This is a genomic window from Streptococcus sp. SR1 (genome assembly GCF_000526075.1).
GTDB lineage: Bacteria > Bacillota > Bacilli > Lactobacillales > Streptococcaceae > Streptococcus > Streptococcus halitosis.
The window spans coordinates 1-24,965 of sequence record NZ_JATR01000026.1; the positions used below are offsets into that span (position 1 = coordinate 1).

The window sequence follows — 24,965 nt, forward strand, 5'->3', positions numbered from 1 at the left end:
AGAGTAAGGGAATTCAAGCATCTATGTCCCGCAAGGGCAACAGCCCAGACAATGGGATGATGGAGTCCTTCTTTGGCATTTTGAAATCCGAAATGTTTTACGGCTATGAGAAGTCGTTTCAGTCGCTTAAGCAATTGGAACAAGCCATTGTAGACTATATCAATTACTACAACAATAAAAGAATTAAAGTCAAACTAAAAGGACTTAGTCCTGTGCAGTACAGAACTAAATCCTTTCAATAATTATTTGTCTAACTTTTTGGGGTCAGTACAAAGTCACCAACCATCTTTTTTTCATAATTGGTTCCCTTTCAATCTTTTCACCATTATATCATTTTTTATAAGTAAAGGCTTACTTGTATTGAAAATCTCACCATTTTTAGATACAATAGAGAGAAGTCATTTTTAGACTAGAAATAGGAGAAAACATGAAAAAATTATGCTTATCTATTCTTGCTAGCCTAGCCCTTACATTAGGACTGGTTAGCCAAGTCCAAGCCGACGAATATTTACGCATCGGGATGGAAGCAGCTTACGCTCCCTTCAACTGGACCCAAGACGACGATAGTAATGGTGCTGTCAAAATCGACGGTACCAACCAATATGCCAACGGCTATGATGTTCAAATCGCTAAAAAGATTGCCAAAGATCTAGGTAAGGAACCTTTGGTCGTGAAAACCAAGTGGGAAGGACTTGTTCCAGCCCTTACTTCTGGCAAAATCGATATGATCATTGCCGGTATGAGCCCAACCGCTGAACGTAAACAAGAAATTGCCTTTTCAAACAGTTACTATACTAGCGAGCCAGTTCTATTGGTTAAAAAGGACTCTGCCTATGCAAATGCCAAATCTTTGGAAGATTTTAGCGGAGCAAAAATCACTTCTCAACAAGGTGTTTACCTTTATGATTTGATTTCTCAAATTCCAGGTGCCAAAAAAGAAACAGCTATGGGCGACTTCGCTCAAATGCGTCAAGCTCTGGAAGCCGGTGTTATTGATGCCTATGTTTCGGAACGCCCTGAAGCACTGACTGCTGAAGCCGCTAACTCTAAGTTCAAGATGGTCCAAGTAGAACCCGGTTTCAAAACTGGCGAAGAAGATACAGCTATTGCCATTGGACTTCGTAAAGATGACAGCCGCATCAGCCAAATCAATGCGAGTATTGAAACCATCTCCAAAGATGAACAAGTTGCTCTGATGGATCGTATGATTCAGGAGCAACCTGCCGAAGCCACAACAACTGAAGAAAGTAGCAGTAATTTCTTCAGCCAAGTTGCTAAAATTCTTTCTGAAAACTGGCAACAGCTCGTGCGCGGCGCAGGTGTCACTCTTTTAATCTCAATCATCGGAACTATCGTAGGTCTCATTATCGGTCTTGCCATTGGTGTCTTCCGTACGGCTCCTCTCTCTGAAAACAAAGCCATTTACAGCCTACAAAAACTAGTCGGTTGGATTCTCAATGTCTATATTGAAATCTTCCGTGGTACACCGATGATTGTTCAATCCATGGTTATCTACTATGGAACTGCTCAAGCTTTCGGAATCAACCTTGACCGGACACTTGCAGCCATTTTCATCGTCTCAATCAACACGGGTGCCTACATGACAGAAATCGTTCGTGGTGGTATTCTAGCAGTTGACAAGGGACAGTTCGAAGCTGCAACCGCTCTTGGTATGACCCACAATCAAACCATGCGTAAGATTGTCCTTCCTCAGGTTGTCCGTAATATTCTACCTGCTACTGGTAATGAGTTTGGCATCAATATCAAAGATACCTCTGTATTGAACGTTATTTCAGTTGTCGAGCTTTATTTCTCAGGAAATACTGTAGCGACGCAAACCTATCAATACTTCCAGACCTTTACCATCATTGCAGTGATTTACTTTGTCCTCACCTTCACTGTGACCCGTATCCTACGTTTTATCGAACGCTATATGGACATGGACACTTACACTACAGGTGCTAACCAAATGCAAACGGGGGATTTGAAAAAATGACACAACCAATCCTTGAAATCAAACACCTAAAAAAATCCTATGGGCAAAACGAAGTGCTAAAAGACATTTCTCTCACCGTCCATAAAGGAGAGGTTATTTCCATCATCGGAAGCTCGGGAAGCGGAAAATCAACCTTCCTTCGTTCAATCAATTTACTCGAAACACCTACAGGAGGAGAGATTCTCTATCGCGGAGAAAATGTCCTGGAAAAAGGCTATAACCTCACCCATTATCGTGAAAAGCTCGGTATGGTTTTCCAATCTTTCAATCTCTTTGAAAATCTGAATGTCCTTGAAAATACTATCGTTGCCCAAACGACTGTACTCAAACGCGACCACTCTGAAGCTGAAAAAATTGCCAAAGAGAATCTCGAAAAAGTTGGTATGGGAGAACGTTACTGGCAAGCCAAGCCTAAACAACTTTCAGGTGGACAAAAGCAACGTGTAGCTATCGCTCGTGCACTCTCCATGAATCCTGACGCCATTCTCTTTGACGAACCTACATCTGCCCTTGACCCCGAAATGGTCGGGGAAGTCCTCAAAATTATGCAGGACCTAGCTCAAGAAGGCTTGACCATGATTGTTGTAACCCACGAAATGGAATTTGCTCGCGATGTCTCCCATCGTGTCATCTTCATGGACAAGGGAGTCATTGCAGAAGAAGGTAAACCTGAAGAACTCTTCACGAACCCTAAAGAAGAACGGACAAAAGAATTCCTTCAGCGTTATCTCAATTAATAAATAAAGACTGCATAAAGAATGCAGTCTTTTTAGTTTGTAATTGTAAAGAAAAGGCAGACTCGATTCAGGAATCTGCCTGTGACCACAGTTCAATCTTCAAATTTTTCATGATTTTTTTCATAGAAATCGATTAAACTAAGAGCTGTTTCAAATGAAATATTTTTAACTTTTGCGCGTCCTTGTGCTAGGGCAATGATAGACATTTCACGCGCATTCGTTTCTTTAGAGATACGGTATCCTGTAATCTTCTTATCACGAACCCAGCCAACAACTGCTTCTACCTTTTCAAAGTTTGACTTAACCATGTTCTTCTCCTGAATTATTCTTTACAATTCTTAATTGTATACGTTTTTATTTCATCTGTCAATAAAAAAACATATATTCGTCACAACTATATTATTCTGCATATTTTTATTTGGCTTTTAAAGCCGATAATATATGAGTTCTTATATCCTCAACTCCATTAGGATTTGCTGGTAGGAAGATTGTATTATTACCTTCTTTTTCTGCAAAATTATTCAACGTATCTAAATACTGGTTCGTTAATAGGATAGACATGATTTGTTCTTCAGTCAGCTCAACATTAGCTCCCTTTAACTCTTTGATAGAATCAGCCAGTCCGTCAACAATCGCTTTACGCTGTTCTGCAATCCCTACACCATGTAGGCGATCTTTTTCTGCTTCTGCTTCTGCTGCGGTCACGATCTTAATCTTATCTGCTTCAGCAAGCTCTTGCGCCGCAACTCTCTTACGTTGAGCCGCGTTAATTTCATTCATTGATTGTTTTACTTCAGCATCAGGTTCAACCTTAGTAATCAGCGTTTTGACAATGATATACCCATACGTAGACATTTCTTCAGCCACTTGTTTTTGAACTTCTAAGGCGATTTCATCCTTCTTCTCAAACAACTCATCTAGGGTTAGCTTTGGTACAGATGAACGCAAAGCATCTTCAATATAGGATTTGATTTGGGCTTCTGGACGCATCAATTTATAATAAGCATCTGTGACATTATTTTCATTCACTCGATACTGAGTTGCCACATTCATCGTTACAAATACATTATCTTGCGTCTTTGTCTCTACAACGATTTCACTCTGCAACAAGCGTAGTTGTACTCTTGCTGCAATTCTATCAATCCCAAAGGGAGCCCGCAAATGAATACCACTATTGCTCAACTTTTGGTATTTACCAAAGCGTTCTATAATAGCGACAGATTGTTGTCGTACCACATATACAGAACTAATCGTAATCACTGATGCAATCACCACTAAAATCAATACAACAAGTAAAATTTGTAAAACCATGGGAATCTCCCCCTTTCATCAACCTCATTATAACACCATCGTTATCATTACGCAAATAATATGATAATAATTTTATTTTAGTTTAAACTAACATGTTATACAATGTTTCATTTCCATTCAAATTAATATAAGACGGGTCGAACTTTTCCATTCGATGAATCAATCCAGCATAATCATGCTTATTGGCAAGAGCTACCCCAATCAATACAGGGCCTGTCCCCTTGCTTGCTCGTTTGATATATTCAAAACGAGTGATGTCATCATTTGGCCCCAAAATGTCATTTACAAACTCTCGGAGAGCTCCTGGACGTTGTGGGAAATTCACTACAAAGTAATGCTTGATTCCATCGTAAATCAAGGCACGTTCTTCCATCTCTGGCATACGGTTGATATCGTTATTTCCTCCAGAAATGATACAGCAGATCGTCTTGCCTTTGATATAGTCTGATAAAACTTCCAAGGCTGCAACGCTGGCAGCTCCGGCTGGTTCTGCTACAATTCCTTGTTTGGAATAAAGATCAATCAAGGTTTCAGAAATCAAGCCCTCGTCCACCCCAATCAGCGTTTCAACATTCTGACAGGTCGCTTCATAGGTTAGTTGTCCAACTTTCTGCACAGCTATACCATCAGCAAATTTGTCGATTTCTTTGAGTTTAACTGGTCCTCCAGCTTCAAAGGCAGCTTTCATAGAGCGGGCCCCATTAGCTTCTACCCCGATCACTTCAATAGTCGGATTGGTTTCCTTAATATAAGTAGAAACACCAGCAATCAATCCGCCACCGCCTACTGGTACAAGTACTGTATCAAAATCGATAGACTCTTTACGAGCTTCTTCAAGAATTTCATAAGCGACAGTCCCTTGACCTGCTTGGACATGAGCATCATCAAAGGGATCAATAAAGGTACGATTTTCAGAAACTGTAAATTCTTGAGCTGCTTTAGCTGAGGCATCAAAGGTATCTCCAACTAGTTTAATGGTCACGAAGTCTCCACCAAAAAAGCGGACCTGTCCAATCTTTTGTTGCGGTGTTGTGATGGGCATAAAGATGGTTGCAGGAATCTTCATCTCATTACAAGTATAGGCGACGCCTTGAGCGTGATTTCCCGCAGAGGCACAGACTACACCACGCTCACGTTCTTCTTTTGATAGTTGAGAAATGGCATAATAGGCTCCGCGAATCTTAAAGGAACGAACACGCTGGGCATTCTCCTTCTTCAAATAAATCTTAGCACCATACTTCTCCGATAAATAATGGTCATAATCAAGCGGAGTATTGACTACTACACCACTCAATACTTTGTGAGCTTTCACCACGTCTTTTGCACTTAGCATTGTCCCCTCCTCAAATACTTTTTAAGATAAAAAGCGAGTTAGTCCCCCAACTCGCCTTCACCTTAATTTCTATCAATTAGTTATAGATTTTGAATGCATCATCGTCGTTTTTACCAACGAAAGGCATTGCTTTACGCAATTCTGCACCAACTTTTTCAATTTCAAGGTTCGCTGCTTGTTCACGGTAAGCAGTCAATTTTGGACGTCCAGCCTTGTAGTCATTTACAAAGTCATTTGCAAATTTACCATTTTGGATATCTGCCAAGACAGCTTTCATATTTTCTTTAACTTGCTCAGTAATCACACGTGGACCTGATACATAGTCACCGTATTCAGCAGTGTTAGAAATTGATTGACGCATTTTCTTGAATCCACCTTCATAGATCAAGTCAACGATCAATTTCATTTCATGAAGAACTTCAAAGTAAGCCAATTCTGGGGCGTATCCTGCTTCTGTCAAGACTTCAAAGCCTGCTTCAATAAGGGCAGTCAAACCACCACAAAGTACGGCTTGTTCACCAAACAAATCTTCTTCAGTTTCTTCTTTGTAAGTTGTTTCAAGCAAACCAACACGAGCTGCTCCAACACCTTTACACCAGTCCATAGCAATATTTTTCGCATTTCCCGTAGCGTCTTGGTATACTGCATAAAGAGCTGGAACACCAAAACCTTCTTCGTAAGTACGACGTACCAAGTGTCCTGGCCCTTTAGGAGCACACATGAAGACATCTACATCTGCAGGAACTTTGATAAATTCAAAGTGGATGTTAAAACCATGGGCAAATCCAACTGCATTTCCAGCTTCCAAGTTTGGAGCGATTTCTGCTTCGTACAATTCTTGTTGGATTTCGTCTGGTGCCAAAATCATGATAACGTCAGCCAATTTAGTGGCTTCTGCTACTGTATAAGTGTCAAATCCATCTTCTTTTGCTTTGTCAAAAGATTTACCAGGACGTACACCGATGATGACATCGCGACCTGAATCACGCAAGTTTTGCGCATGCGCATGTCCTTGTGAACCATAACCGATTACGGCGATTTTTTTACCGTCAAGTGCTGCTACTTTAACATCTTTTTCGTATTCCATTTGAACTGCCATAGTTTTTTCTCTCTTTTCTATTTTTTATTGCCTTATAGGCCGGTTAAACAAATTTATGCTGGATTTTATACTCATTGAAAATCTAAGAGTATTAGTCGCGGGTAAATCCAGTTGCACCCGTACGAGCGATATTTTTAATACCATATGGTCGAATCACTCGCAATAAAGCTTCACTCTTTTCAGCATTTCCAGTCATCTGAATAGTGATGGAGCTTGGAGCCACATCTACTACCGTTGCACGGAAAGGTTGGATAATGGCCAAGATTTCTGCACGCTTTTCAGCAGGAGCAGATACCTTCACCAAGATAACTTCTCTTTCCAAGTGTGGTTTATCTGTGATATCTCGAATGCGAATCACATCAATCTGACGATTGAGCTGTTTAATGATTTGCTCTACTTCATCGTGTGAAGCTACATCGATAATGATGGTAATCCGTGATACATCAGGATTCTCTGTCGCACCAACTGAGATACTCTCAATATTGACTTGACGACGTGAAAGGACACCTGTAAAACGATTCAAAACTCCTGAACGATTTTGTAGTTTTGCTGTTAACATTCTACGCATGGAACTTCACCCCCAACATCTCATGATTACTCTTACCAGCTGGTACCATCGGTAAGACCTGTTCCTTACGAGAAATATCCACCTCGATAAACATGGGCACATCCTCCAGAATGACTTCTAGATCCTTCTCTATCGTCTCTGGATTATCAAATTTATAGTTTTTGATGCCGTAAGCCTGTGCCATCAGCTGGAAGTCAGGAAGTGTATCAAAGACTGATTCTGAAGTTCTACCCTCATAGAAGGATTCCTGCCACTGACGAACCATTCCTAGTGAGTGGTTATTCAACATGACAACCTTAATCGGCACCTTGTAGATGTTTAGGATTGCTAGCTCTTGGTTGGTCATTTGGAAACCACCATCACCGACAAAAAGGATGACCTCTTTTTCCGGATTGGCAATCTTAGCTCCGATAGCTGCAGGAACTCCGAATCCCATGGTACCCAAACCACCTGAAGTGACTAACTGGCGCTCATTTTGGTAAGGATAATACTGAGCCGTCCACATTTGGTGTTGACCAACATCAGTTACAACAATGGCATCTCCATTCGTCAACTCACCGATGCATTCAATAACGGCCTGCGGTTGAACCACACGTTCTTTCTTATCATAAGAACGGACTCGATTCTTGTCCTTGGTGACTTTTTCAATCCATTTCTCAGTATTGTTATGAACAGTTGGCTCTGCCAACAACATCTGCAAGGCTTTCTTAGCATCCCCCACCACAGGAATATCTGCACTGATAATCTTACCAATCTCAGCTGGGTCAATATCAATGTGAGCAACCTTAGCATTCTTCGCGAAGGTCTTGGGATTTCCAGTCAATCGGTCATCGAAACGGCAACCAATACTAATCATAAAGTCCGCTTCAGTCATTGCAATGTTGGCCGCGAAAGAACCGTGCATGCCTCCCATCCCTAGGAAGAGGGGATGACTCGTTGCAATCGTACCTTGCCCCAAAAGACTGGTCACTACTGGGATTTGGTAACGTTCAGCAAATTCATTGAGTTCTGTAGCTGCTTCTGCATAACTAACTCCACCACCTGCCAATAAAACAGGCTTCTTGGCTTTTGACAATTGCTTCAAAATTTTCTTGATTTGCATGTCATTTGGCTCTAGAGTCGGTTGATAACTTGGCAAATTCACTTCGGGTGAATAGATGAAGTCTGTTTCAAGAGCAGATACATCCTTAGGCAAGTCAATCACGACTGGACCTGGACGACCTGTGGTCGCGATATGGACAGCTTCCGTAATGATACGAGGAATATCAGCTGTCTCACGAACTTGGTAATTGTACTTGGTAATGGGCATGGTAATACCGACAATATCCGCCTCCTGAAAGGCATCCTTCCCAATCCCTGCTCGCGCCACCTGACCCGTAAAGACCAAAAGGGGAACGCTATCGCTCATGGCATCTGCAATCCCTGTAATGGCATTTGTAGCTCCTGGTCCACTCGTGACGACAGCAACACCCAACTTTCCAGTTGATTTGGCATATCCTTCAGCTTCGTGCAAACAACCTTGCTCATGGCGTCCTAAAATGTGACGAATGCCTTTAAAATTGTATATCGCATCATACAAAGGTAAGACTGCACCACCAGGATAGCCAAATATGGTATCAATTCCTAAATCACGAAGTGTTTCCAAAACTAGATCCGACCCCGTCTTAGGAGATTCTAAACTGATTTTCTCCATTGTTCCCCTTTCTCTTCTCTTAAAAATAGCTTGTTACTATCATACCATTTTTTCAAAAATTTTCAAGACAAAAGAAGCAATTTTCTGAATTTTCTATCTAAAAGTGTATTTATGAACTTTTTTATCATTTTTATTAACATATCATCAAAATAAGGAACTTTTCCTTGCTTTCATTTATTAAATCAGTCTAATTTCTTCGTATATGGGATGGAAGTTGGCAAGATTTTCATTTAATTCCTAAATTTCCATAATATATCCAGCAAATCTGTGTGAAATAAAGGTAATAAAAAAGGAAGCTACTAAGTGACTTCCTTCTATTGCGAAGACAGATTATTCTTCACCTTTGTTTTTCTTAATGATTTCTTCTTGTACTGACTTAGGTACATCTTCATAGTGGTCAAATACCATCATGAATGTACCACGTCCTTGAGATGCAGAACGAAGAACTGTTGCGTAACCGAACATTTCAGCAAGTGGAACGTAAGCACGAACGATTTGGCTGTTACCGTGTGCTTCCATACCATCTACACGTCCACGACGAGCAGTTACGTGACCCATAACATCACCAAGGTTTTCTTCTGGAACAGTGATTGTTACAAGCATCATTGGTTCAAGGATAGCTGGTTGTGCAGTCTTAGCAGCTTCTTTAAGTGCAAGAGATGCAGCAATCTTGAAGGCAGTTTCAGATGAGTCGACATCGTGGTATGAACCATCGTAAAGTTTAGCTTTAACGTCAACAATTGGGTAACCTGCAAGAACACCGTTAGCCATTGCTTCTACAAGACCTTTTTCAACCGCTGGGATAAATTCACGAGGAACCACACCACCGACGATTGCGTTTTCAAATTCGAATCCTTTACCTTCTTCGTTTGGAGTAAATTCAATCCATACATCACCGAATTGACCTTTACCACCAGACTGACGTTTGAAGAATCCACGTGCTTGAGTAGAAGCGCGGAATGTTTCACGGTAAGATACTTGAGGAGCACCTACGTTCGCTTCAACTTTAAACTCACGACGCATACGGTCAACAAGGACGTCAAGGTGAAGCTCACCCATACCAGAGATAACTGTTTCACCAGTTTCAACGTTTGTTTCAACGCGGAATGTTGGATCTTCTTCAGCCAATTTTTGAAGAGCGATACCCATCTTGTCTTGGTCTGCTTTAGATTTTGGCTCAACCATCAATTGGATAACTGGTTCTGGAACGTCGATTGATTCAAGGATGATTTTAGCTTTTTCATCAGTCAATGAGTCACCAGTTGTCGTATCTTTCAAACCAACGGCAGCAGCGATATCACCTGAGTAAACAGTGTCGATTTCTTTACGGCTGTTAGCGTGCATTTGAAGGATACGTCCGATACGTTCACGTTTACCTTTAGAAGTATTCAATACGTATGAACCTGATTGAAGAACACCTGAGTAAACACGGAAGAATGTCAAACGACCTACGAATGGGTCTGTCATGATCTTGAAGGCAAGAGCTGCAAATGGCTCTTCGTCAGATGCTGGACGAGTTTCTTCTTCATCTGTATCTGGGTTAACACCTTTGATTGCTGGGATGTCAAGTGGGCTTGGAAGGTAGTCGATAACCGCATCAAGCATCAATTGAACACCTTTGTTTTTGAAGGCAGAACCACACAATACTGGGAAGAATTCAACATTGATAGTAGCTTTACGGATACCCGCTTTCAATTCTTCGTTAGTGATTTCTTCACCTTCGAGGTATTTCATCATCAAATCTTCATCAGTTTCAGCAACTGCTTCGATCAATTTTTCACGGTATTCTTGTGCTTGTTCAAGATATTCAGCTGGAATATCCTCTTCAAGGATATCTGTACCAAGGTCGTTTGTATAGATTTCAGCTTTCATCTTGATCAAGTCGATGATACCACGGAAATCATCTTCAGCACCGATTGGCAATTGGATTGGGTGTGCATTTGCTTGAAGACGGTCATGAAGTGTGCTTACTGAGTAAAGGAAGTCAGCACCGATTTTGTCCATCTTGTTAGCAAATACGATACGTGGAACTCCGTACTCAGTTGCTTGACGCCAAACTGTTTCAGTTTGAGGCTCAACACCTGATTGTGAGTCAAGAACGGTAACCGCACCGTCCAATACACGAAGAGAACGTTGTACTTCGATTGTGAAGTCCACGTGCCCTGGTGTGTCGATGATGTTTACGCGGTGGTTGTTCCATTGAGCTGTTGTCGCAGCAGATGTGATAGTGATACCACGTTCTTGCTCTTGCTCCATCCAGTCCATTTGTGACGCACCTTCGTGAGTTTCACCGATTTTGTGGATTTTACCAGTGTAGTAAAGAATACGCTCAGTAGTTGTTGTTTTACCGGCATCGACGTGAGCCATGATACCGATATTACGAGTTTTTTCAAGTGAAAATTCGCGTGCCATGAGGTTTGTTTCTCCTATTTATTTTTGATTTCTATTCTATTATAACACGATTTTAATAAAAACGGATAGGCAGGACCTACCCGTTCTCAATGTTTATCTTGTTTTTGTTGGTTTCAACTTGTAGACAAGTTGAATTGAACTCGGGCTAAAGTTAATTAGCCGAGTTGAACTCAAGCTAAAAGTCTGGAGAAAAAGATGAATCTCATTGGTTGCAATCGCAACCTACTTCGATTCCCTATTTTCTCTGGGACTTTCTTAACGCTTTCGTATCCTATCTTACCAACGGAAGTGTGCGAAGGCACGGTTAGCTTCAGCCATACGGTGAGTGTCTTCACGTTTCTTAACTGCTGCACCAGTGTTGTTAGCAGCATCCAAGATTTCTTTTGCAAGACGGTCTTGCATTGTGTGTTCACCACGAAGACGAGCGATGGTTACCAACCAACGAAGTCCAAGTGTTGTACGACGTTCTGGGCGAACTTCAACTGGGACTTGGTAGTTAGATCCACCAACACGACGTGCACGTACTTCAAGTACAGGCATGATGTTTTCCATTGCTGTTTCAAATACTTCAAGTGCATCGTTGCCAGTAACTTCTTTGATTTGCTCAAAAGCACCGTAAACGATTGAAGCAGCTGTACCACGTTTACCATCAAGCATAACGCGGTTGATAAGACGAGTAACTAGTTGTGAATTGTAAAGCGGATCTGGCAATACGTCACGTTTTGGAGCTCTATTTTTACGACTCATTTCTCTTTATCCCCTTTCCTTATGCTTTTGGACGTTTAGTACCGTATTTAGAACGGCCTTGTTTACGATCGTTAACACCTGCAGTATCAAGTGCACCACGGACGATATGGTAACGTACCCCTGGAAGGTCTTTTACACGTCCACCACGAAGAAGCACCACGCTGTGCTCTTGCAAGTTGTGTCCGATACCTGGGATGTAGGCAGTAACTTCGATAAGGTTGCTCAAACGTACACGAGCAAATTTACGAAGGGCAGAGTTAGGTTTTTTAGGTGTCATTGTTCCAACACGAGTTGCAACACCACGTTTTTGTGGTGAAGAAACGTTTGTTTGAACTTTTTTATGACTGTTGTAACCAACGTTCAAAGCTGGTGATTTAGATTTTTCTACTTTTGATTTACGCGGTTTGCGAACCAATTGGTTAATTGTAGGCATCTACATTCTCCTGTGTTTTTTATTTTTGGTGATGATACACTTGGTGACAGCTACCATCTGTGTGTACTTTTGCAACATTTGTCAGCACGTCCCTGTACACTTTTGAGAGACCAAAAGTAAAAAGTACCGTCTATTATTGTAACACAATTTTCCCTTCATTGTCAAGATATTTTTCATTTTTATTCTGATCTTTTAACTCTTTGACACTAGTTTTCACCGCTTTTCTAAACAAAAAAGGAGGCAATCTGCCTCCTACATTCTAGTATGGATTTCCTTCGATTTAGTAATCATTTGAGTTGTTTTTTATCTTTCTTATCAAAGCCAACCAGATTCTTTTGCGATGTTGGCTGCCTCTGTTCGATTACCAGCATCTAGTTTCGAAAGAATATTGGTGACATAGTTTCGGACGGTTCCATTTGATAGATAAAGCTGATCCGCGATTTCTTGATTAGACAAACCCTGAGCGATTCCCTTTAAAACAGCGATTTCTTGCTCTGTTAACGGATTGGGGTGCGTCATCACCACTTCCATCAATTCAGGCGAATATTCCTTACGCCCTTCAAGAACAGTGTGCAAGGTTTGCATGAGGTCTGCAATGCTTCTTTCTTTTAAGACATAAGCATCCACTCCAGCCTTGACCGCACGTTCAAAATATCCGGGACGCTTGAAGGTCGTCACCACAACCACCTTTGTTTCTAGCTTTTCTGCTCGTATCCACTCCAGCACTTCGAGGCCTGTCTTAACAGGCATTTCTACGTCAAGAATGGCGATATCCACAGACTCTTTTTCTAAAAGTTGGATTGCTTCTTGGCCATCCTTGGCTTGTAGGACAGAATCTACATCTGGTTGAAAGGTAAGCAACTGGCACATAGCATCTCGCAACATACTTTGATCTTCTGCAACAAGTAGTTTCATCTTAGTTTCTCTCCTTATAAGGTAGTCGAACCTGCACTTCAGTCGGCTGTTTCTGACTGATCACTGTTACTTCTCCTGAAAAAGGAAGGACACGGTCTCGAACGGTATGGAGCTCATCTCCTTTTAAAGAAGCAAAGCCACATCCATCATCTCTCACTGTTAGAATGAGTTCTTTCTCAGTTCGTTCTAATTTCAAGTAAGCTTTCGATGCTTTAGCATGTTTGATGATGTTGGTCACTAACTCAAGTAAAATCATGGAGGCCGTTGATTCTAATTCCTGAGTAAGGCTAGCTGTATCTAGTTGGTGATTGATTTCCGTTTCAATTCCTGCAATTTCCAGCATTTTTTTAACAGTCGCAAATTCGGAAGCTAGAGTTCTGGTTTTAAGATTTTCGATAATTGTACGAACTTCATTCATGGATTCTTTACTGATCTGATGAATTTCTTTTAATTCTTTTTCCACTTGAGGATAGGCCTGCATTTGAAGAAGCTGGAGGGCAAGATCTGTCTTCACACTCAACATGGCAAAGGTATGACCTAGGCTGTCATGAAGATCCTGACCGATACGACTGCGTTCATTTTCAGCCAAGAAAAAACTGAGTTTGGCATTTTGTTTCATCTTTTCTTCTTTTATCTGTTCAGATACCTGAATCCGATAAAGACCGAAGGTCAAGGCATCAGAAAAGACAAAGGTCACCAAGAAAAAGAGCAGTTGCCAGGGACTAACTTGATCGACCATATAAATCCCTGTTAGAATCAATGGCTGCAAGACAACAAAGCTGACAAAACGCCAAGAGTGAAAAGAAATCTCATCCAGCTCATAAATAAGGAGATTGGATAAATAAAAGATAAACCATGTGAAACCCGAATTCAGCCAAACCGATGTATAAAAAATGTAGACAAGCATGGACCACCATGCTAGCCACTGCACGGTGCGATTCTGACTGATTAAAACCGAATAGAAGGCAAGTACAAATAGTAGGGTCCATAACAAGGTTAAAAGCGGGTACTCTCCAACGATGACACCCGCTATAGGAAAGATGATAAACACTATTGAAATATGAAACATATAATGAGTGTTTTTTAATTTTTCCAACATAGATTTATTTTACCTCGATCCGTTTTTTCAGTTGGATTACCAATACACTAAAGAAAACTGTATAACCTAGCACAACTAAGACAGCAAGAATGTTAAACTCGTGGTGCTCCAAATAAGTAGAGACAACCTGCATCAGTTGATAGGTTGGAGTCAGTTTTCCAATAGATTGGAGCCATTCTGGGAAGGAATTCAAAGGAAACCACAGTCCACCTAGGACAGCCAAAGCAATATAGGCAATATTTCCAATAACCGTCATCAGTTGAGCACTGGGAAGCAAGCTCACCAAGACACCCATGCTGATAAAGACCACGCTGCCGATCAGCAAAATAACTCCAATCACCAACCAATCAATCCAAGGCAGAGTCACTCCACGGACAAAATGACCAACCGAAAAGACAACAATAATTGATAACAAGAAAGTCAGTAGCGTACTGAACAGTTTTGATACATAATATTCTACCATAGATACAGGAGAATGTTGAATCAATTTTTGCCAGTTGTTTGTCTTATCAGACTCGAGTGTGCTAGGGATACTGAAAAAAGCACTTGACATGATACTAAAGAGCGTCATGGCAAAAAGGTAGGCTTGAAGAACAATTTCTGGAACATCTGACCCTGACATCATACCAGAAAAGATAAGGTAAAACACACTTGGAAGTCCGATGGATAGCAAGTAGTAGACTGCTTGCCGTTTCATCAGAATGATTTCCACTTTCATGAGACTTGTCATATTTTTCATCGTCAATCTCCTTTAGTCTTGAGTCGTTTCGAAGATACTGTCTAAGAGAGTTCGATTGCGAACTTCAATTTCTTCGATCGTGCAGCCCTGTTCTTGCAAGGCTTCCCATACCTGGCTGGCTTCTTTGGTTGTGAAGGAAAGAGCATTTTGCTTGATTTCAAGCTCTTGAACCTGGTCCAAAGTGCTGATAACTTCCTGATAAGTTAGAGGCACGGTAAAGTGTTTTTCCTGTTCTTCACCACGCATGGCATAAGGCGTCGTATCGCGAATCAATTCTCCCTTATGGAGCACCAAAATGCGGTCAGCCGTATGTTCTACCTCTTCGATATAGTGAGAAGAATAGACAATGGTGACACCATTTTTCTTTAACTGATTGACAATTTCCCAAAAATGCTGACGTGTCGACGTATCCATGGCTGCAGTTGGTTCGTCTAAAAATAGAATTTTCGGACGACCTATTAAAGCCAACACGAAAGAGAACAAACGTTTTTGCCCACCAGACAACTTGCCCGCTAGCTGATTTTTCTGCTTGTCTGAGAATCTCAACAAGTCATCAATTTCTTTGTCTGAAAGGTTGTCGGGATAAAGTGACTTGAAAAATGATAGAAGTTCTTTCACTTTCAAGCTTTGAACAACTGCATTTTCTTGGGGTAAGACAGAAATAAGCTGTTTTAATCGAGGATCTGTTGGTGCAAAGCCTTGAATGGCTATCTGACCTGAACTCATGAACTTGTCACCCAAGAGGCAATCAATCAAGGTTGTCTTTCCTGCTCCGTTAGGTCCTATCAAGGCGACACACTCACCATTGTTGATTTCAAAGGAGATGTTCCGCAAGATCTCCTTGTCTTTTATTTTCTTACTCAATTTCTCAACTTTAATCACAGCCATGAGATTCTCCTTTCAACCACTTCATTCCCATAGGGAAAACGACGAAAATCATAAACCCAAAACCCCAAGCACCACGAATAAATTGGCGAAGCACGGTTTGGTCAAACCAACCAGTAAACATTTCCACTAACCATACCAAGAGTGATAGGCTGATAAAGAAATAGATGATTGCTTTTTTCATTCCTCAAACTCCTTTTTCACATCTCTGACCAATTTCAAACTTTCTCTGACAAGCCAAGACATTATCCCAAAGCCAGCAAAGAGCTCCCAAGGAAAATGGTAGAAACCCTCGTCCAATCCTGAAAACATGAGATAGGTCATAACTCCTGCTGCTACTAAACTCACTGCGACAATCATTTTATTTTTCATTTCTTCTTCCTCCATTTCATACTTCAATTATAGGCTTTTGAAGTTAGCGGAGCTAGATGCTTCTGTCACTAGGAAATATGACAAATGTCATAAAAAAAGAAAGCTGTAAAATCAACTTTCTTTTTTATCTATTAAATTTTATTCCACACTGAAAAGATATGGATATACAGGTTGTTGACCTTGGTGAATCTCTACTTCAACATCTTCAAATTCTTCTGCGATTTCTTGGGCAATTTCATTGGCAAGTTCTTTGCTTCCGTCTTCACCGACATAGAAAGTCACGATTTCACTATCTTCGTTCAACATATGTTTCAATGTTTCTGTCAAGGTTTGGTGCATGTCAGGATTTGACACAAGGATTTTCCCATCGACCATACCAAGATTGTCATTTTCATGAATCTCTAAGCCATCAATCGTTGTATCACGAACGGCTGTTGTTACACTACCGCTGATAACATCACCAAGGGCTGCAGTCATACGTTCTTTGTTTTCTTCGATTGATTTGCTTGGATCAAAGGCAAGAAGACTGGTCAACCCTTGAGGAATTGTGCGTGCTTCTACCACAACAGCAGGTTGTTCAAGCACTTCAGCCGCAGACTGAGCTGCCATAAAGATATTTTTGTTGTTCGGCAAGAAGATGATGTTGCGAGCATTGACCTGTTCAACAGCCTTGATAAAGTCTTCTGTTGAAGGGTTCATCGTCTGACCACCTTCGATGACATAATCCACACCTTGGGCACGGAAGATATCTGCTAAACCTTGACCAGCTACTACTGCGATAAGAGCATACTCTTTTGTTTCAGCAGGCTTGTTGCCTTGAGTCGCTTCTTTTTCAACTTGCGCCTCGTGTTGGTTACGCATGTTGTCCACTTTTACCTTGATCAAGCTACCATATTTGAGACCTTCTTGCATGACAAGACCTGGATCTTCTGTATGGACGTGAACTTTGACGATCTCATCATCGTTGACAACAAGCAGAGAGTCGCCTAAGTCATTCAAGTAGTTACGGAATTCATCGTAGTCGAAGTCCTTAGAATAAGTTGGACCTTGTTTAAGAGCAACCATAATCTCAGTACAGTAACCGAAGGTAATATCCTCAGTTGCCACATGCCCTGCTACAGACTTGTGGTGCTCTGCATTGATCATTTCACTCATGTTGGCAGGAGTCGCTACAAAGTCTTCAGAAGCACTGTATTCACCAGTAAGAGCTGAAAGGAAGCCTTCGTAGATGAAGACCAAACCTTGACCACCTGAGTCTACCACACCAACTTCCTTAAGGACTGGAAGCATTTCTGGTGTCTTAGCCAAAGCTGCTTTCGCACCTTCCAAGGCTGCACGCATGACCTCAACAGCATCATCTGTCTCCTCGGCTTTTTTCTTAGCTCCAATAGCCGCTCCACGAGAAACAGTCAAAATGGTTCCTTCAACTGGTTTCATAACCGCTTTATAAGCTACTTCGACACCGGATTGGAAGGCAAGAGCCAAGTCTTGACCTGTTAATTCATCCTTTTCCTTGATAGCCTGAGAGAAGCCACGGAAGAGCTGAGATGTGATAACCCCTGAGTTCCCACGGGCACCCATCAAGAGCCCTTTGGCAAGAATGCTCGCTACTTCTCCAACTGTAGAAGCAGGCTTGTCTGCTACTTCTTTGGCACCATTTTCAATGGTCATTCCCATGTTTGTCCCAGTATCTCCATCTGGAACTGGAAAGACGTTCAATGAATTGACATATTCTGCTTGCTTATTCAAACGAGTTGATGCAGCCTGCACCATCTCTTGGAATAAACTGGTAGTAATTTTTGACACGATTATTCTCCTACAACTTTGATATTTTGAATGTAGACATTCACAGTCTGAGCAGTAATTCCTAGTTGATTTTCTAGACTAAAACGAACACGCTCTTGAATGTTTTTTGACACTTCGCTTATCTTTATTCCGTAGCTCAACACGGTATAAACATCAACTGCGATGCTACCATCTTCGGCTGCCTTCACGACAACACCCTTAGAATAATTTTCCTTACCAAGAAGGGCTTGGAAATTGTCTTTGAGGGCATTTTTACTAGCCATACCGACCACACCAAAAATCTCAGTTGCGGCACCACCTACTACGGTTGCAATCACTTCATCTGTCAGTTCGATTTGACCATCTTTTGTATTAATTTTTACAGTCATTTTTTTTACCTCAACTAGTTGATACTCTATTTTATCATATTTCAGCCCAAGTGTAAAAGCAGAATGCTGTATCGGCGGATATTTATACTCAATGAAAATCAAAAAGCAAACTAGGAAGCTAGCCACAGACAGTACTTGAGTACGGCAAGGCGAAGCTGACGTAGTTTGAATTTGATTTTCGAAGAGTATTACTCTATTTTTTAAATGGTTTTATCTCTAGAGCAAAAGAAAAAGACCTATGCGGTCTTTTCATTTTTATTAAACGCGTTCAACTTTACCTGATTTCAAAGCACGAGCTGAAGCCCAAACTTTTTTAGGTTTACCATCGATAAGAACAGTAACTTTTTGAAGGTTTGGTTTTACGGCACGTTTTGTTTGGTTCATCGCGTGTGAACGGTTGTTTCCTGATACAGTCTTACGACCTGTAAAGTAACATACTTTAGCCATTGTGTTTTCCTCCTATTAGATCTAATATAGCGGATGTGCTAGCACCACATACTGTACTATGTTATCACACTTTCTCTATTTTGGCAAGGAAATTAGGAGACTTTTTTTATTTAACGTAAACAACTCCAAGTTTACCAAAAGCGACTTCCCCACGAATAATCAAGGTTTTGTTTGTTGGGGCTACAGGAGCATCTGCCTTAGCTGCACCAAAGGATGTTTCTACTTTCAAATCGACACGCCAGTGTTGTGGAACATAGACGGTTGCATTTCCGAAAGCCACTTCAATATTTAAAGTCGCAAAATCACCTAACATCTCTGCATTGTCATAGTAGATTTTAGCGTCCCCAAAAGCGACTTCCACTTGGTCGTCTACAATATCTTGATCTTGCTTATAGAAGGTCCCGCTACCAAAAGCGACTTCCTTATCCGTGACGACTGTTTTTTTCCCATTGTACCACCATTTTTTTTCATTCCAGAACTTACTTGAGTGAGTAAGATAACCGACACCGAGTACTACCAAGATGCTAGCCCAGATGAGAGAATGATTGGTAACTGGCAACAAGTCATAAGCGTAATTTGCAATGATGAGTGCCAGTAAACCTGTAAAAACTGCCGCAGTTAGATGGCGTCTAAGGATAGACTCAATGGACTTATAAGCAAAAAAAACAATTCCTAGCAAAGGCCATATCTTACCATCCAAAGAAGGAATGCCAAAATTTCCTTGCAGCAAGATCCAAGCTGCTAAAACCAATAAAACAATACCAAATGCTTTCTTTTTCATGTTTTTTACCTCATGTTTCTTAGATTTTCTTTTAGGAGGGATTGGTAATGCCGTGAGACATGAACCTCCTTGTGCGTCTGATAAAAGGAAATGGTACCCGTTCCTGAAAAGGACTTGTCCACCGAGTATATCTGACGGATGTTTGTGATCGTTGACTTGGACACTCGACTAAAATAGCGAGGCAAGATGGACTCCAACTCATAGAGTTTGAGGCGAACCTCATAGGCTTCCTTCTGGGTATGAGCGTAAATCTTGCTCCCTTCTGTTTCAAAGAAGAGAATTTCTGACAGGTCTAGATAATATTCACCTGTCCCCTTGTAAAAAGTCAACCTCGGAGCCTTTGACTCTTGCAAGAGCCGTTGCAAGTCTGCAATTTCATCTGTCAAAGTGGGGGTCTTGATGACAATTTCAGTCTCCTCTAAATTGTCGTCAATCTCAATTCGTAACTTCATCACATCTCCTTTCTGACTCTACTATATCAAAGCTAAGTTAGGAATACAAGGGTAAAAAAGCAAGTGGTCAATATGAAGCAGTAAGTGGTTGTAGGACCAGCCTAACTTACATGTCAGAATAGGAAGAAAAGGAACCCCCACAACAGACCGCAGACATAGCCAACCAAGACGTCCTTTGGATAATGCACACCACCTAATACTCGGACCAAGGCTAAGACTCCTGAGCAAATAAGCAAGATCATTCCGATCAAAGTCCAAGCATGGAAATGGGCCATGGAGATGATAGTTGCCGAAAAGACATGACGACTGGGCATAGACTGTCCCGAACTATCCTTGTCAAGCAGAGGACTGATGTCCCAAGTTTCATAAGGTCGAGGGTGATTGATTTTCTTACGAAACAGGGACAAGATCACAAAGCCCGAGGCAGGGATAAACAAATAAATCCCAACTTGCTGACTAAGTCCTAGTTGCAGGTAAGTGGTGACTAGCAAGGCCAGGTAGACCAGGGGCATGGTGACTGTCATCAAACGATTGAAACTGCGTAACAGAAATAAAAGAGGGGGATGGCTGGTGAGTCTGGAGCTGATATTTCGATACCATTCTTGATAATTTTTCATTTATAATTCTCATTCATTACCTTGTTTTCGTCTACTGGTGAGACGTTTGTCTTCTAGTATAGTGCAGAAAAAGAAGGCCGTCAAGCCTTCTTTTGATTTATTCTTCTGCTTCGTCTTCTGTAAATTGACTATTGTACAAGTCAGCGTAGAAGCCACCTTGCGCCATCAGCTCCTCGTGATTGCCTTGCTCAATAATATTACCATCTTTCATGACAAGAATCAAGTCGGCATTACGAATAGTTGACAAGCGATGGGCAATGACAAAGGAAGTTCTTCCCTCCATCAAACGGTCCATGGCTTTTTGGATCAATTCCTCTGTACGTGTGTCGACTGAGGATGTCGCTTCATCCAAAATCAAGAGCGGTGCATCTTTCAACAAAGCACGAGCGATAGTCAAAAGCTGTTTCTGTCCAACAGACAAGGTCACAGTGTCATCCAAAACAGTATCGTAGCCATCTGGCAAGGTCATGATAAAGTGGTGGATTCCCACAGCCTTGCTAGCTTCTATCATCCGCTCATCGCTGATGCCTGTTTGATTGTAGATGAGATTATCTCGAATGGTTCCTTCAAAGAGCCAAGTATCTTGCAAGACCATTGAAAAGGCATCGTGTACTTCTGAGCGCTTCATATCCTTGGTATCGACACCATCGATACGGATACTTCCCTTATCAATCTCATAGAACTTCATCAAAAGATTGACAATGGTTGTCTTACCAGCTCCAGTAGGTCCAACGATAGCGACCTTCTGACCTGCATGAGCTGTCGCAGAAAAGTCATGGATGATGGTGCGTTCTGGTGTATAACCAAAGGACACATGATCAAAGACCACTTCTCCTCTCATGCCAGTCAATTGTCTTTCCTTATGGGATTCATCCTGCATCTCAGCTTCACCTAGAAATTCAAAGACACGTCCCATGGCTGCACTCGCTTGTTGTAAGCTGGTAATCCCTTGGGCAATCTGTGACAGGGGTTGGGAGAAGGTCCGTACGTAAACCATAAAGGCTACAATAACCCCGATAGTGATATGCCCTTCTAACGCCAGCGCGGCACCAACGATGATGACCAAAACATAGCTAAAATTCCCAACAAAGAACATGGCTGGCATCATGATACCAGAGATAAACTGAGATTTCCAGATGCTGTCGTGCAAGTTTTGGTTTAAACCTGCAAATCTCGCTTTGGAGGTGTCTACTGCGTTGTAGCTCGTTACAACATTGTGTCCCGAATACATTTCTTCTACGTAACCATTGACGGCCGCTAAATTATTTTGTTGGGCTTTAAAATAACCCTGTGACTTGGCCATAATTACAGAAACTGCCGCAAAACCAACAAGGGTTGATACAACGGTTACCAATGCCAAAATCCAGTTCATGCTAAACATGGTCACCAAGACAGCAATCAACAAGAAACTAGCTGAAAGAACTGTCCCTAGACTTTGGTTGAGAGATTGCGCCGCCGTATCCACATCATTGGTCACACGAGATAGAGTGTCCCCTTGCGAATGACGGTCAAAATAGCCAAGGGGCAAACGATTGATTTTTTCAGCGATTGCTGTCCGCAAGCGTTTTGAAAAATGCTGAATGCTCGTTGAAAAGATATAGGCCTGTGTATAGTTAAGGATGGCGCCAAATACATAGAGAATCACTAAAAAGCTAGCAATACTTGACACAGCCTCTAAATCAATTCCTGTCATCAAGCCATCTGAAATCAAGTTAGTAATTTCTTTAATCTTAGTTGGACCATAAACGGTAATGATACTTGAAATGACTGCAGCCACAACTGCTATTAGGAGAGGGAGTTGGAGGCCTGCCATATAAGGTTTGCACTGTTTCCAGACCGAAACTTTTTTATTTTCCATGTTCCAATTCCTCCTTCGATAGTTGTGAGTAGGCAATTTCTTGGTAGACTTCGTTGGTAGCTAGAAGTTCCTTGTGGGTGCCTTGCCCCACGACTTTTCCTTGATCTAAGACTAAGATCAGGTCAGCATCCATAATGGTAGAAATTCGCTGCGCTACGATAAGTTTGGTCATGGATTTTGTTTTCTCAGCTAGCTCTTGGCGCAGGACACGATCTGTCTTGTAGTCCAAGGCTGAGAAAGAGTCATCAAAGATGAGAATCTCTGGTTTACGAGCCAAGGCACGCGCAATGGCCAAACGCTGTCTTTGACCTCCTGAGAAGTTGGTTCCGCCTTGAGCCACTTCTGATGCAAGTCCTGCTTCCTTATCCTCGATGAAGCTTTTAGACTGGGCCAATTCTAGAGCTTGCCACATAGCAGCTTCGCTTAGAGGAGTTTCTTTGCTCTTACCAAAGTTCAAGTTCCCCTTGACATCTCCAGAGAAGAGCACAGCTTTTTGTGGAATATAGCCAACCTTATTGCGCAAATCTTCCAAATCGTAATCTTGCACATTGACACCATCCACTAGGATTTCTCCATCTGAAACGTCGTAAAAACGAGGCAAGAGGTTGACAAGCGTAGATTTACCAGAACCAGTCGATCCGATGAAGGCCACGGTTTGACCCGCTTCTACTTTGAAAGTGACATGTTCCACGACTGCTTCAGAGTTTTTAGAGTAGCGGAAAGTCACATCACGAAATTCCACTTGCCCTTGAACTGAAGGGTCCGCTGTCTGTGCATGACTAGGATTTTCAATAGAAGAATGCAAATCCAATACTTGATTGATACGTCCTGCCGAAACTAAGGTACGGGGAAGAACGATAAAGAGTGCTCCCATGAGCAAGAAGCCCATCACGACCTGCATGGCATAAGACATGAAGACCACCATATCACTAAAGAGTGGTAGACGGTCTGTCAAATTTGCGTCATTGATGATATAGGCTCCAATCCAGTAGATAGCTAGACTCAAGCCACTCGAAATCGCCATCATAATAGGATTTATAATCGCCATCAAACGGGTGACAAAGAGATTGAGACGGGTGACTTCAGTATTAGCTTCCTCAAATTTCTGATCTTGGTAGTCTTCAGCATTATAAGCACGCACCACTCGAATCCCTGTCAAACTTTCACGAGTAATACTATTGAGTTTATCTGTCAATTTTTGGATGACAGATTGTTTTGGAAAGGCCAGAGTCAGGAGAACAGTTGTCATCAAAACATTGACGATAACAGCGATTACTACTGCCCAGAGCCAGTACTCAGACTTCCCAAGGATTTTTCCAATAGCCCAGATAGCCATGATTGGTCCACGAGTGACCACCTGGAGTCCCATGGTAAAAAGCATCTGAACCTGTGTGATATCATTAGTCGTCCGAGTCAAGAGACTTGGGATTGAAAAACGTTTGATCTCTGTCTGCGAGAAATCTAGAACACGATTAAAAATATCGCTTCGTAAATGAGTTGTGTAAGACGCTGCAACGCGAGCGGCAAAAAATCCAACAGTAACGGATGACAGAAAAGCAAGTAGAGACAAGCCTATCATCTTAATGGCTGGTGACCAAAGTGCACCCATATCCGTACCTGGAGTTCCAAGTAGTTCTGTAATTTCTGAAATGTAAGTCGGTACTTCTAACTCTAGATAGACCGAGAAACAGGTAAAGAGGACAGTCAAGAGAATCATTCCCCACTCTTTTCCTGTGATACGTTTAGCGAGTTTCTTCATTCTCTCCTCCTATCTTCTCAACATTTTCTTGCAACTGACAGAGGACCTTTTCAAAGATTGCCAAGTCTGACTTTGAAACACCCTCTAGCAGACTCTGATTGATCCGATCAAAAAAGGCCTTAACTTCTTGCATCTGCGAACGCGATTTATCCGTCAAGCGAACAAACTTTGCCCGCTTATCACTCGGGCTGGCCTCTAGTTCAACCAAACCATTTTGTACCATGCGCTTGACTAGATTACTCGCAACAGATTTAGTAATATTGAGTTCCTGCTCGATATCCTTAATTAAGACCAGATTTTCAGACTGTTCTTGGCAATCTAAAAAACGCAGAACCTGCCCCTGCGGTCCACCCATAAATTCAAGGCCACATCGCTTGGCTTCTTTCTGTATCATCAGATGAGCCTGGTATCCAAAACGTTTAAACATCAACATCGGCTTGTCCATGATTGCTCCTTTCTCACGATTAAATATAGTTCTCTGGAGAACTAATTACGTTTCCATGAGAACTATTTTATCACTTTCAGAAGAGATGTCAAG

The 24,965-nt window shown here is 41.7% G+C and carries 27 protein-coding genes; 3 read left to right on the forward strand and 24 right to left on the reverse strand.

What is annotated here, in order from left to right; translation table 11 throughout:
* From HMPREF1518_RS09575 to HMPREF1518_RS09585, 3 genes are all read left to right on the forward strand, one after another.
* On the forward strand, positions 1 to 242 hold a 242-nt coding region (locus HMPREF1518_RS09575), incomplete at its 5' end, for an IS3 family transposase (protein ID WP_033585757.1).
* A gap of 185 nt (positions 243 to 427) precedes the next feature.
* A complete protein-coding gene (locus HMPREF1518_RS09580; protein WP_033585758.1) occupies positions 428 to 1,996 on the forward strand; it encodes an ABC transporter substrate-binding protein/permease in 1,569 nt (522 codons plus the stop codon).
* Complete coding sequence (locus HMPREF1518_RS09585) at positions 1,993 to 2,733, forward strand: amino acid ABC transporter ATP-binding protein (RefSeq protein ID WP_000193355.1); 741 nt, start codon at positions 1,993 to 1,995, stop codon at positions 2,731 to 2,733. Before HMPREF1518_RS09580 ends, HMPREF1518_RS09585 begins: the two co-directional genes overlap by 4 nt.
* Positions 2,734 to 2,825: 92 nt before the next feature.
* Here HMPREF1518_RS09585 and HMPREF1518_RS09590 read toward each other — a convergent pair whose 3' ends face one another.
* From HMPREF1518_RS09590 to HMPREF1518_RS09705, 24 genes are all read right to left on the reverse strand, one after another.
* On the reverse strand, positions 2,826 to 3,041 hold the full coding sequence (locus HMPREF1518_RS09590) for a capsule biosynthesis transcriptional regulator (protein WP_000241003.1): 216 nt from the start codon (positions 3,039 to 3,041) through the stop codon (positions 2,826 to 2,828).
* Positions 3,042 to 3,147: 106 nt separating this feature from the next.
* Complete coding sequence (locus HMPREF1518_RS09595) at positions 3,148 to 4,044, reverse strand: SPFH domain-containing protein (RefSeq protein WP_000244068.1); 897 nt, start codon at positions 4,042 to 4,044, stop codon at positions 3,148 to 3,150.
* A gap of 82 nt (positions 4,045 to 4,126) precedes the next feature.
* Positions 4,127 to 5,377 (reverse strand): threonine ammonia-lyase IlvA, encoded by a 1,251-nt coding sequence (ilvA, locus tag HMPREF1518_RS09600; RefSeq protein WP_033585759.1) that lies wholly within the window; start codon positions 5,375 to 5,377, stop codon positions 4,127 to 4,129.
* A 76-nt stretch (positions 5,378 to 5,453) separates the two neighbouring features.
* Entirely contained in the window at positions 5,454 to 6,476 is a 1,023-nt protein-coding gene (ilvC, locus tag HMPREF1518_RS09605; protein ID WP_000290683.1) for a ketol-acid reductoisomerase, read from the reverse strand.
* A 91-nt stretch (positions 6,477 to 6,567) separates the two neighbouring features.
* Positions 6,568 to 7,044, reverse strand: a complete 477-nt coding sequence (ilvN, locus tag HMPREF1518_RS09610) for an acetolactate synthase small subunit (RefSeq protein ID WP_001253806.1) — start codon at positions 7,042 to 7,044, stop codon at positions 6,568 to 6,570.
* The gene (locus tag HMPREF1518_RS09615; RefSeq protein ID WP_033585760.1) at positions 7,037 to 8,737 is read right to left on the reverse strand and encodes an acetolactate synthase large subunit; all 1,701 of its coding nucleotides are present in this window, start codon (positions 8,735 to 8,737) and stop codon (positions 7,037 to 7,039) included. Before HMPREF1518_RS09615 ends, ilvN begins: the two co-directional genes overlap by 8 nt.
* A gap of 330 nt (positions 8,738 to 9,067) precedes the next feature.
* Positions 9,068 to 11,149: an elongation factor G gene (fusA, locus tag HMPREF1518_RS09620; protein ID WP_000090342.1), complete on the reverse strand. Its 2,082-nt coding sequence runs from the start codon at positions 11,147 to 11,149 to the stop codon at positions 9,068 to 9,070.
* 276 nt (positions 11,150 to 11,425) lie between these two features.
* Positions 11,426 to 11,896 carry a 30S ribosomal protein S7 gene (gene rpsG / locus HMPREF1518_RS09625; protein WP_000087876.1) on the reverse strand — a complete coding sequence of 157 codons (471 nt, stop codon included), beginning with the start codon at positions 11,894 to 11,896 and terminating at the stop codon, positions 11,426 to 11,428.
* A gap of 19 nt (positions 11,897 to 11,915) precedes the next feature.
* Positions 11,916 to 12,329 (reverse strand): 30S ribosomal protein S12, encoded by a 414-nt coding sequence (rpsL, locus tag HMPREF1518_RS09630; protein ID WP_001142332.1) that lies wholly within the window; start codon positions 12,327 to 12,329, stop codon positions 11,916 to 11,918.
* A 315-nt stretch (positions 12,330 to 12,644) separates the two neighbouring features.
* Complete coding sequence (locus HMPREF1518_RS09635; RefSeq protein WP_000772061.1) at positions 12,645 to 13,244, reverse strand: response regulator transcription factor; 600 nt, start codon at positions 13,242 to 13,244, stop codon at positions 12,645 to 12,647.
* A 1-nt stretch (position 13,245) separates the two neighbouring features.
* Positions 13,246 to 14,343, reverse strand: coding sequence for a sensor histidine kinase (locus HMPREF1518_RS09640; protein WP_033585761.1), 1,098 nt, complete (start codon positions 14,341 to 14,343; stop codon positions 13,246 to 13,248).
* Between the two features lie 4 nt (positions 14,344 to 14,347).
* Complete coding sequence (locus HMPREF1518_RS09645; RefSeq protein ID WP_033585762.1) at positions 14,348 to 15,082, reverse strand: ABC transporter permease; 735 nt, start codon at positions 15,080 to 15,082, stop codon at positions 14,348 to 14,350.
* A 12-nt stretch (positions 15,083 to 15,094) separates the two neighbouring features.
* The gene (locus tag HMPREF1518_RS09650; RefSeq protein ID WP_033585763.1) at positions 15,095 to 15,970 is read right to left on the reverse strand and encodes an ABC transporter ATP-binding protein; all 876 of its coding nucleotides are present in this window, start codon (positions 15,968 to 15,970) and stop codon (positions 15,095 to 15,097) included.
* Positions 15,957 to 16,151, reverse strand: coding sequence for a hypothetical protein (locus HMPREF1518_RS09655; RefSeq protein WP_033585764.1), 195 nt, complete (start codon positions 16,149 to 16,151; stop codon positions 15,957 to 15,959). The genes HMPREF1518_RS09650 and HMPREF1518_RS09655 overlap by 14 nt, the downstream gene beginning before the upstream one ends.
* The gene (locus HMPREF1518_RS09660; protein ID WP_033585765.1) at positions 16,148 to 16,354 is read right to left on the reverse strand and encodes a hypothetical protein; all 207 of its coding nucleotides are present in this window, start codon (positions 16,352 to 16,354) and stop codon (positions 16,148 to 16,150) included. Before HMPREF1518_RS09660 ends, HMPREF1518_RS09655 begins: the two co-directional genes overlap by 4 nt.
* Before the next feature lie 123 nt (positions 16,355 to 16,477).
* Positions 16,478 to 18,145, reverse strand: coding sequence for a DAK2 domain-containing protein (locus tag HMPREF1518_RS09665; RefSeq protein ID WP_033585766.1), 1,668 nt, complete (start codon positions 18,143 to 18,145; stop codon positions 16,478 to 16,480).
* A 2-nt stretch (positions 18,146 to 18,147) separates the two neighbouring features.
* Positions 18,148 to 18,513 carry an Asp23/Gls24 family envelope stress response protein gene (locus tag HMPREF1518_RS09670; RefSeq protein ID WP_000216435.1) on the reverse strand — a complete coding sequence of 122 codons (366 nt, stop codon included), beginning with the start codon at positions 18,511 to 18,513 and terminating at the stop codon, positions 18,148 to 18,150.
* Positions 18,514 to 18,771: 258 nt separating this feature from the next.
* Positions 18,772 to 18,960 (reverse strand): 50S ribosomal protein L28, encoded by a 189-nt coding sequence (rpmB, locus tag HMPREF1518_RS09675; RefSeq protein WP_001140948.1) that lies wholly within the window; start codon positions 18,958 to 18,960, stop codon positions 18,772 to 18,774.
* Positions 18,961 to 19,066: 106 nt separating this feature from the next.
* A complete protein-coding gene (locus HMPREF1518_RS09680; protein WP_033585767.1) occupies positions 19,067 to 19,741 on the reverse strand; it encodes a LiaF transmembrane domain-containing protein in 675 nt (224 codons plus the stop codon).
* A 5-nt stretch (positions 19,742 to 19,746) separates the two neighbouring features.
* Positions 19,747 to 20,193, reverse strand: a complete 447-nt coding sequence (locus HMPREF1518_RS09685; RefSeq protein ID WP_000776578.1) for a LytTR family DNA-binding domain-containing protein — start codon at positions 20,191 to 20,193, stop codon at positions 19,747 to 19,749.
* A gap of 113 nt (positions 20,194 to 20,306) precedes the next feature.
* On the reverse strand, positions 20,307 to 20,810 hold the full coding sequence (locus HMPREF1518_RS09690) for a phosphatase PAP2 family protein (RefSeq protein ID WP_000800935.1): 504 nt from the start codon (positions 20,808 to 20,810) through the stop codon (positions 20,307 to 20,309).
* Positions 20,811 to 20,907: 97 nt separating this feature from the next.
* Positions 20,908 to 22,668, reverse strand: a complete 1,761-nt coding sequence (locus HMPREF1518_RS09695; RefSeq protein WP_033585768.1) for an ABC transporter ATP-binding protein — start codon at positions 22,666 to 22,668, stop codon at positions 20,908 to 20,910.
* On the reverse strand, positions 22,658 to 24,427 hold the full coding sequence (locus HMPREF1518_RS09700; protein ID WP_033585769.1) for an ABC transporter ATP-binding protein: 1,770 nt from the start codon (positions 24,425 to 24,427) through the stop codon (positions 22,658 to 22,660). Before HMPREF1518_RS09700 ends, HMPREF1518_RS09695 begins: the two co-directional genes overlap by 11 nt.
* Positions 24,411 to 24,872, reverse strand: a complete 462-nt coding sequence (locus HMPREF1518_RS09705) for a MarR family winged helix-turn-helix transcriptional regulator (protein WP_033585770.1) — start codon at positions 24,870 to 24,872, stop codon at positions 24,411 to 24,413. The genes HMPREF1518_RS09700 and HMPREF1518_RS09705 overlap by 17 nt, the downstream gene beginning before the upstream one ends.
* Between the last annotated feature and the right edge of the window lie 93 nt (positions 24,873 to 24,965).

Excerpts from the sequence above, each read along its gene's own strand:
- HMPREF1518_RS09580 (WP_033585758.1), top strand. The coding sequence starts at position 428 with ATGAAAAAATTATGCTTATCTATTCTTGCTAGCCTAGCCCTTACATTA.
- HMPREF1518_RS09585 (WP_000193355.1), top strand. The coding sequence starts at position 1,993 with ATGACACAACCAATCCTTGAAATCAAACACCTAAAAAAATCCTATGGG.
- HMPREF1518_RS09590 (WP_000241003.1), bottom strand. The coding sequence starts at position 3,041 with ATGGTTAAGTCAAACTTTGAAAAGGTAGAAGCAGTTGTTGGCTGGGTT.
- HMPREF1518_RS09595 (WP_000244068.1), bottom strand. The coding sequence starts at position 4,044 with ATGGTTTTACAAATTTTACTTGTTGTATTGATTTTAGTGGTGATTGCA.
- ilvA (WP_033585759.1), bottom strand. The coding sequence starts at position 5,377 with ATGCTAAGTGCAAAAGACGTGGTGAAAGCTCACAAAGTATTGAGTGGT.
- ilvC (WP_000290683.1), bottom strand. The coding sequence starts at position 6,476 with ATGGCAGTTCAAATGGAATACGAAAAAGATGTTAAAGTAGCAGCACTT.
- ilvN (WP_001253806.1), bottom strand. The coding sequence starts at position 7,044 with ATGCGTAGAATGTTAACAGCAAAACTACAAAATCGTTCAGGAGTTTTG.
- HMPREF1518_RS09615 (WP_033585760.1), bottom strand. The coding sequence starts at position 8,737 with ATGGAGAAAATCAGTTTAGAATCTCCTAAGACGGGGTCGGATCTAGTT.
- fusA (WP_000090342.1), bottom strand. The coding sequence starts at position 11,149 with ATGGCACGCGAATTTTCACTTGAAAAAACTCGTAATATCGGTATCATG.
- rpsG (WP_000087876.1), bottom strand. The coding sequence starts at position 11,896 with ATGAGTCGTAAAAATAGAGCTCCAAAACGTGACGTATTGCCAGATCCG.
- rpsL (WP_001142332.1), bottom strand. The coding sequence starts at position 12,329 with ATGCCTACAATTAACCAATTGGTTCGCAAACCGCGTAAATCAAAAGTA.
- HMPREF1518_RS09635 (WP_000772061.1), bottom strand. The coding sequence starts at position 13,244 with ATGAAACTACTTGTTGCAGAAGATCAAAGTATGTTGCGAGATGCTATG.
- HMPREF1518_RS09640 (WP_033585761.1), bottom strand. The coding sequence starts at position 14,343 with ATGTTGGAAAAATTAAAAAACACTCATTATATGTTTCATATTTCAATA.
- HMPREF1518_RS09645 (WP_033585762.1), bottom strand. The coding sequence starts at position 15,082 with ATGAAAAATATGACAAGTCTCATGAAAGTGGAAATCATTCTGATGAAA.
- HMPREF1518_RS09650 (WP_033585763.1), bottom strand. The coding sequence starts at position 15,970 with ATGGCTGTGATTAAAGTTGAGAAATTGAGTAAGAAAATAAAAGACAAG.
- HMPREF1518_RS09655 (WP_033585764.1), bottom strand. The coding sequence starts at position 16,151 with ATGAAAAAAGCAATCATCTATTTCTTTATCAGCCTATCACTCTTGGTA.
- HMPREF1518_RS09660 (WP_033585765.1), bottom strand. The coding sequence starts at position 16,354 with ATGGAGGAAGAAGAAATGAAAAATAAAATGATTGTCGCAGTGAGTTTA.
- HMPREF1518_RS09670 (WP_000216435.1), bottom strand. The coding sequence starts at position 18,513 with ATGACTGTAAAAATTAATACAAAAGATGGTCAAATCGAACTGACAGAT.
- rpmB (WP_001140948.1), bottom strand. The coding sequence starts at position 18,960 with ATGGCTAAAGTATGTTACTTTACAGGTCGTAAGACTGTATCAGGAAAC.
- HMPREF1518_RS09680 (WP_033585767.1), bottom strand. The coding sequence starts at position 19,741 with ATGAAAAAGAAAGCATTTGGTATTGTTTTATTGGTTTTAGCAGCTTGG.
- HMPREF1518_RS09685 (WP_000776578.1), bottom strand. The coding sequence starts at position 20,193 with ATGAAGTTACGAATTGAGATTGACGACAATTTAGAGGAGACTGAAATT.
- HMPREF1518_RS09690 (WP_000800935.1), bottom strand. The coding sequence starts at position 20,810 with ATGAAAAATTATCAAGAATGGTATCGAAATATCAGCTCCAGACTCACC.
- HMPREF1518_RS09695 (WP_033585768.1), bottom strand. The coding sequence starts at position 22,668 with ATGGAAAATAAAAAAGTTTCGGTCTGGAAACAGTGCAAACCTTATATG.
- HMPREF1518_RS09700 (WP_033585769.1), bottom strand. The coding sequence starts at position 24,427 with ATGAAGAAACTCGCTAAACGTATCACAGGAAAAGAGTGGGGAATGATT.
- HMPREF1518_RS09705 (WP_033585770.1), bottom strand. The coding sequence starts at position 24,872 with ATGGACAAGCCGATGTTGATGTTTAAACGTTTTGGATACCAGGCTCAT.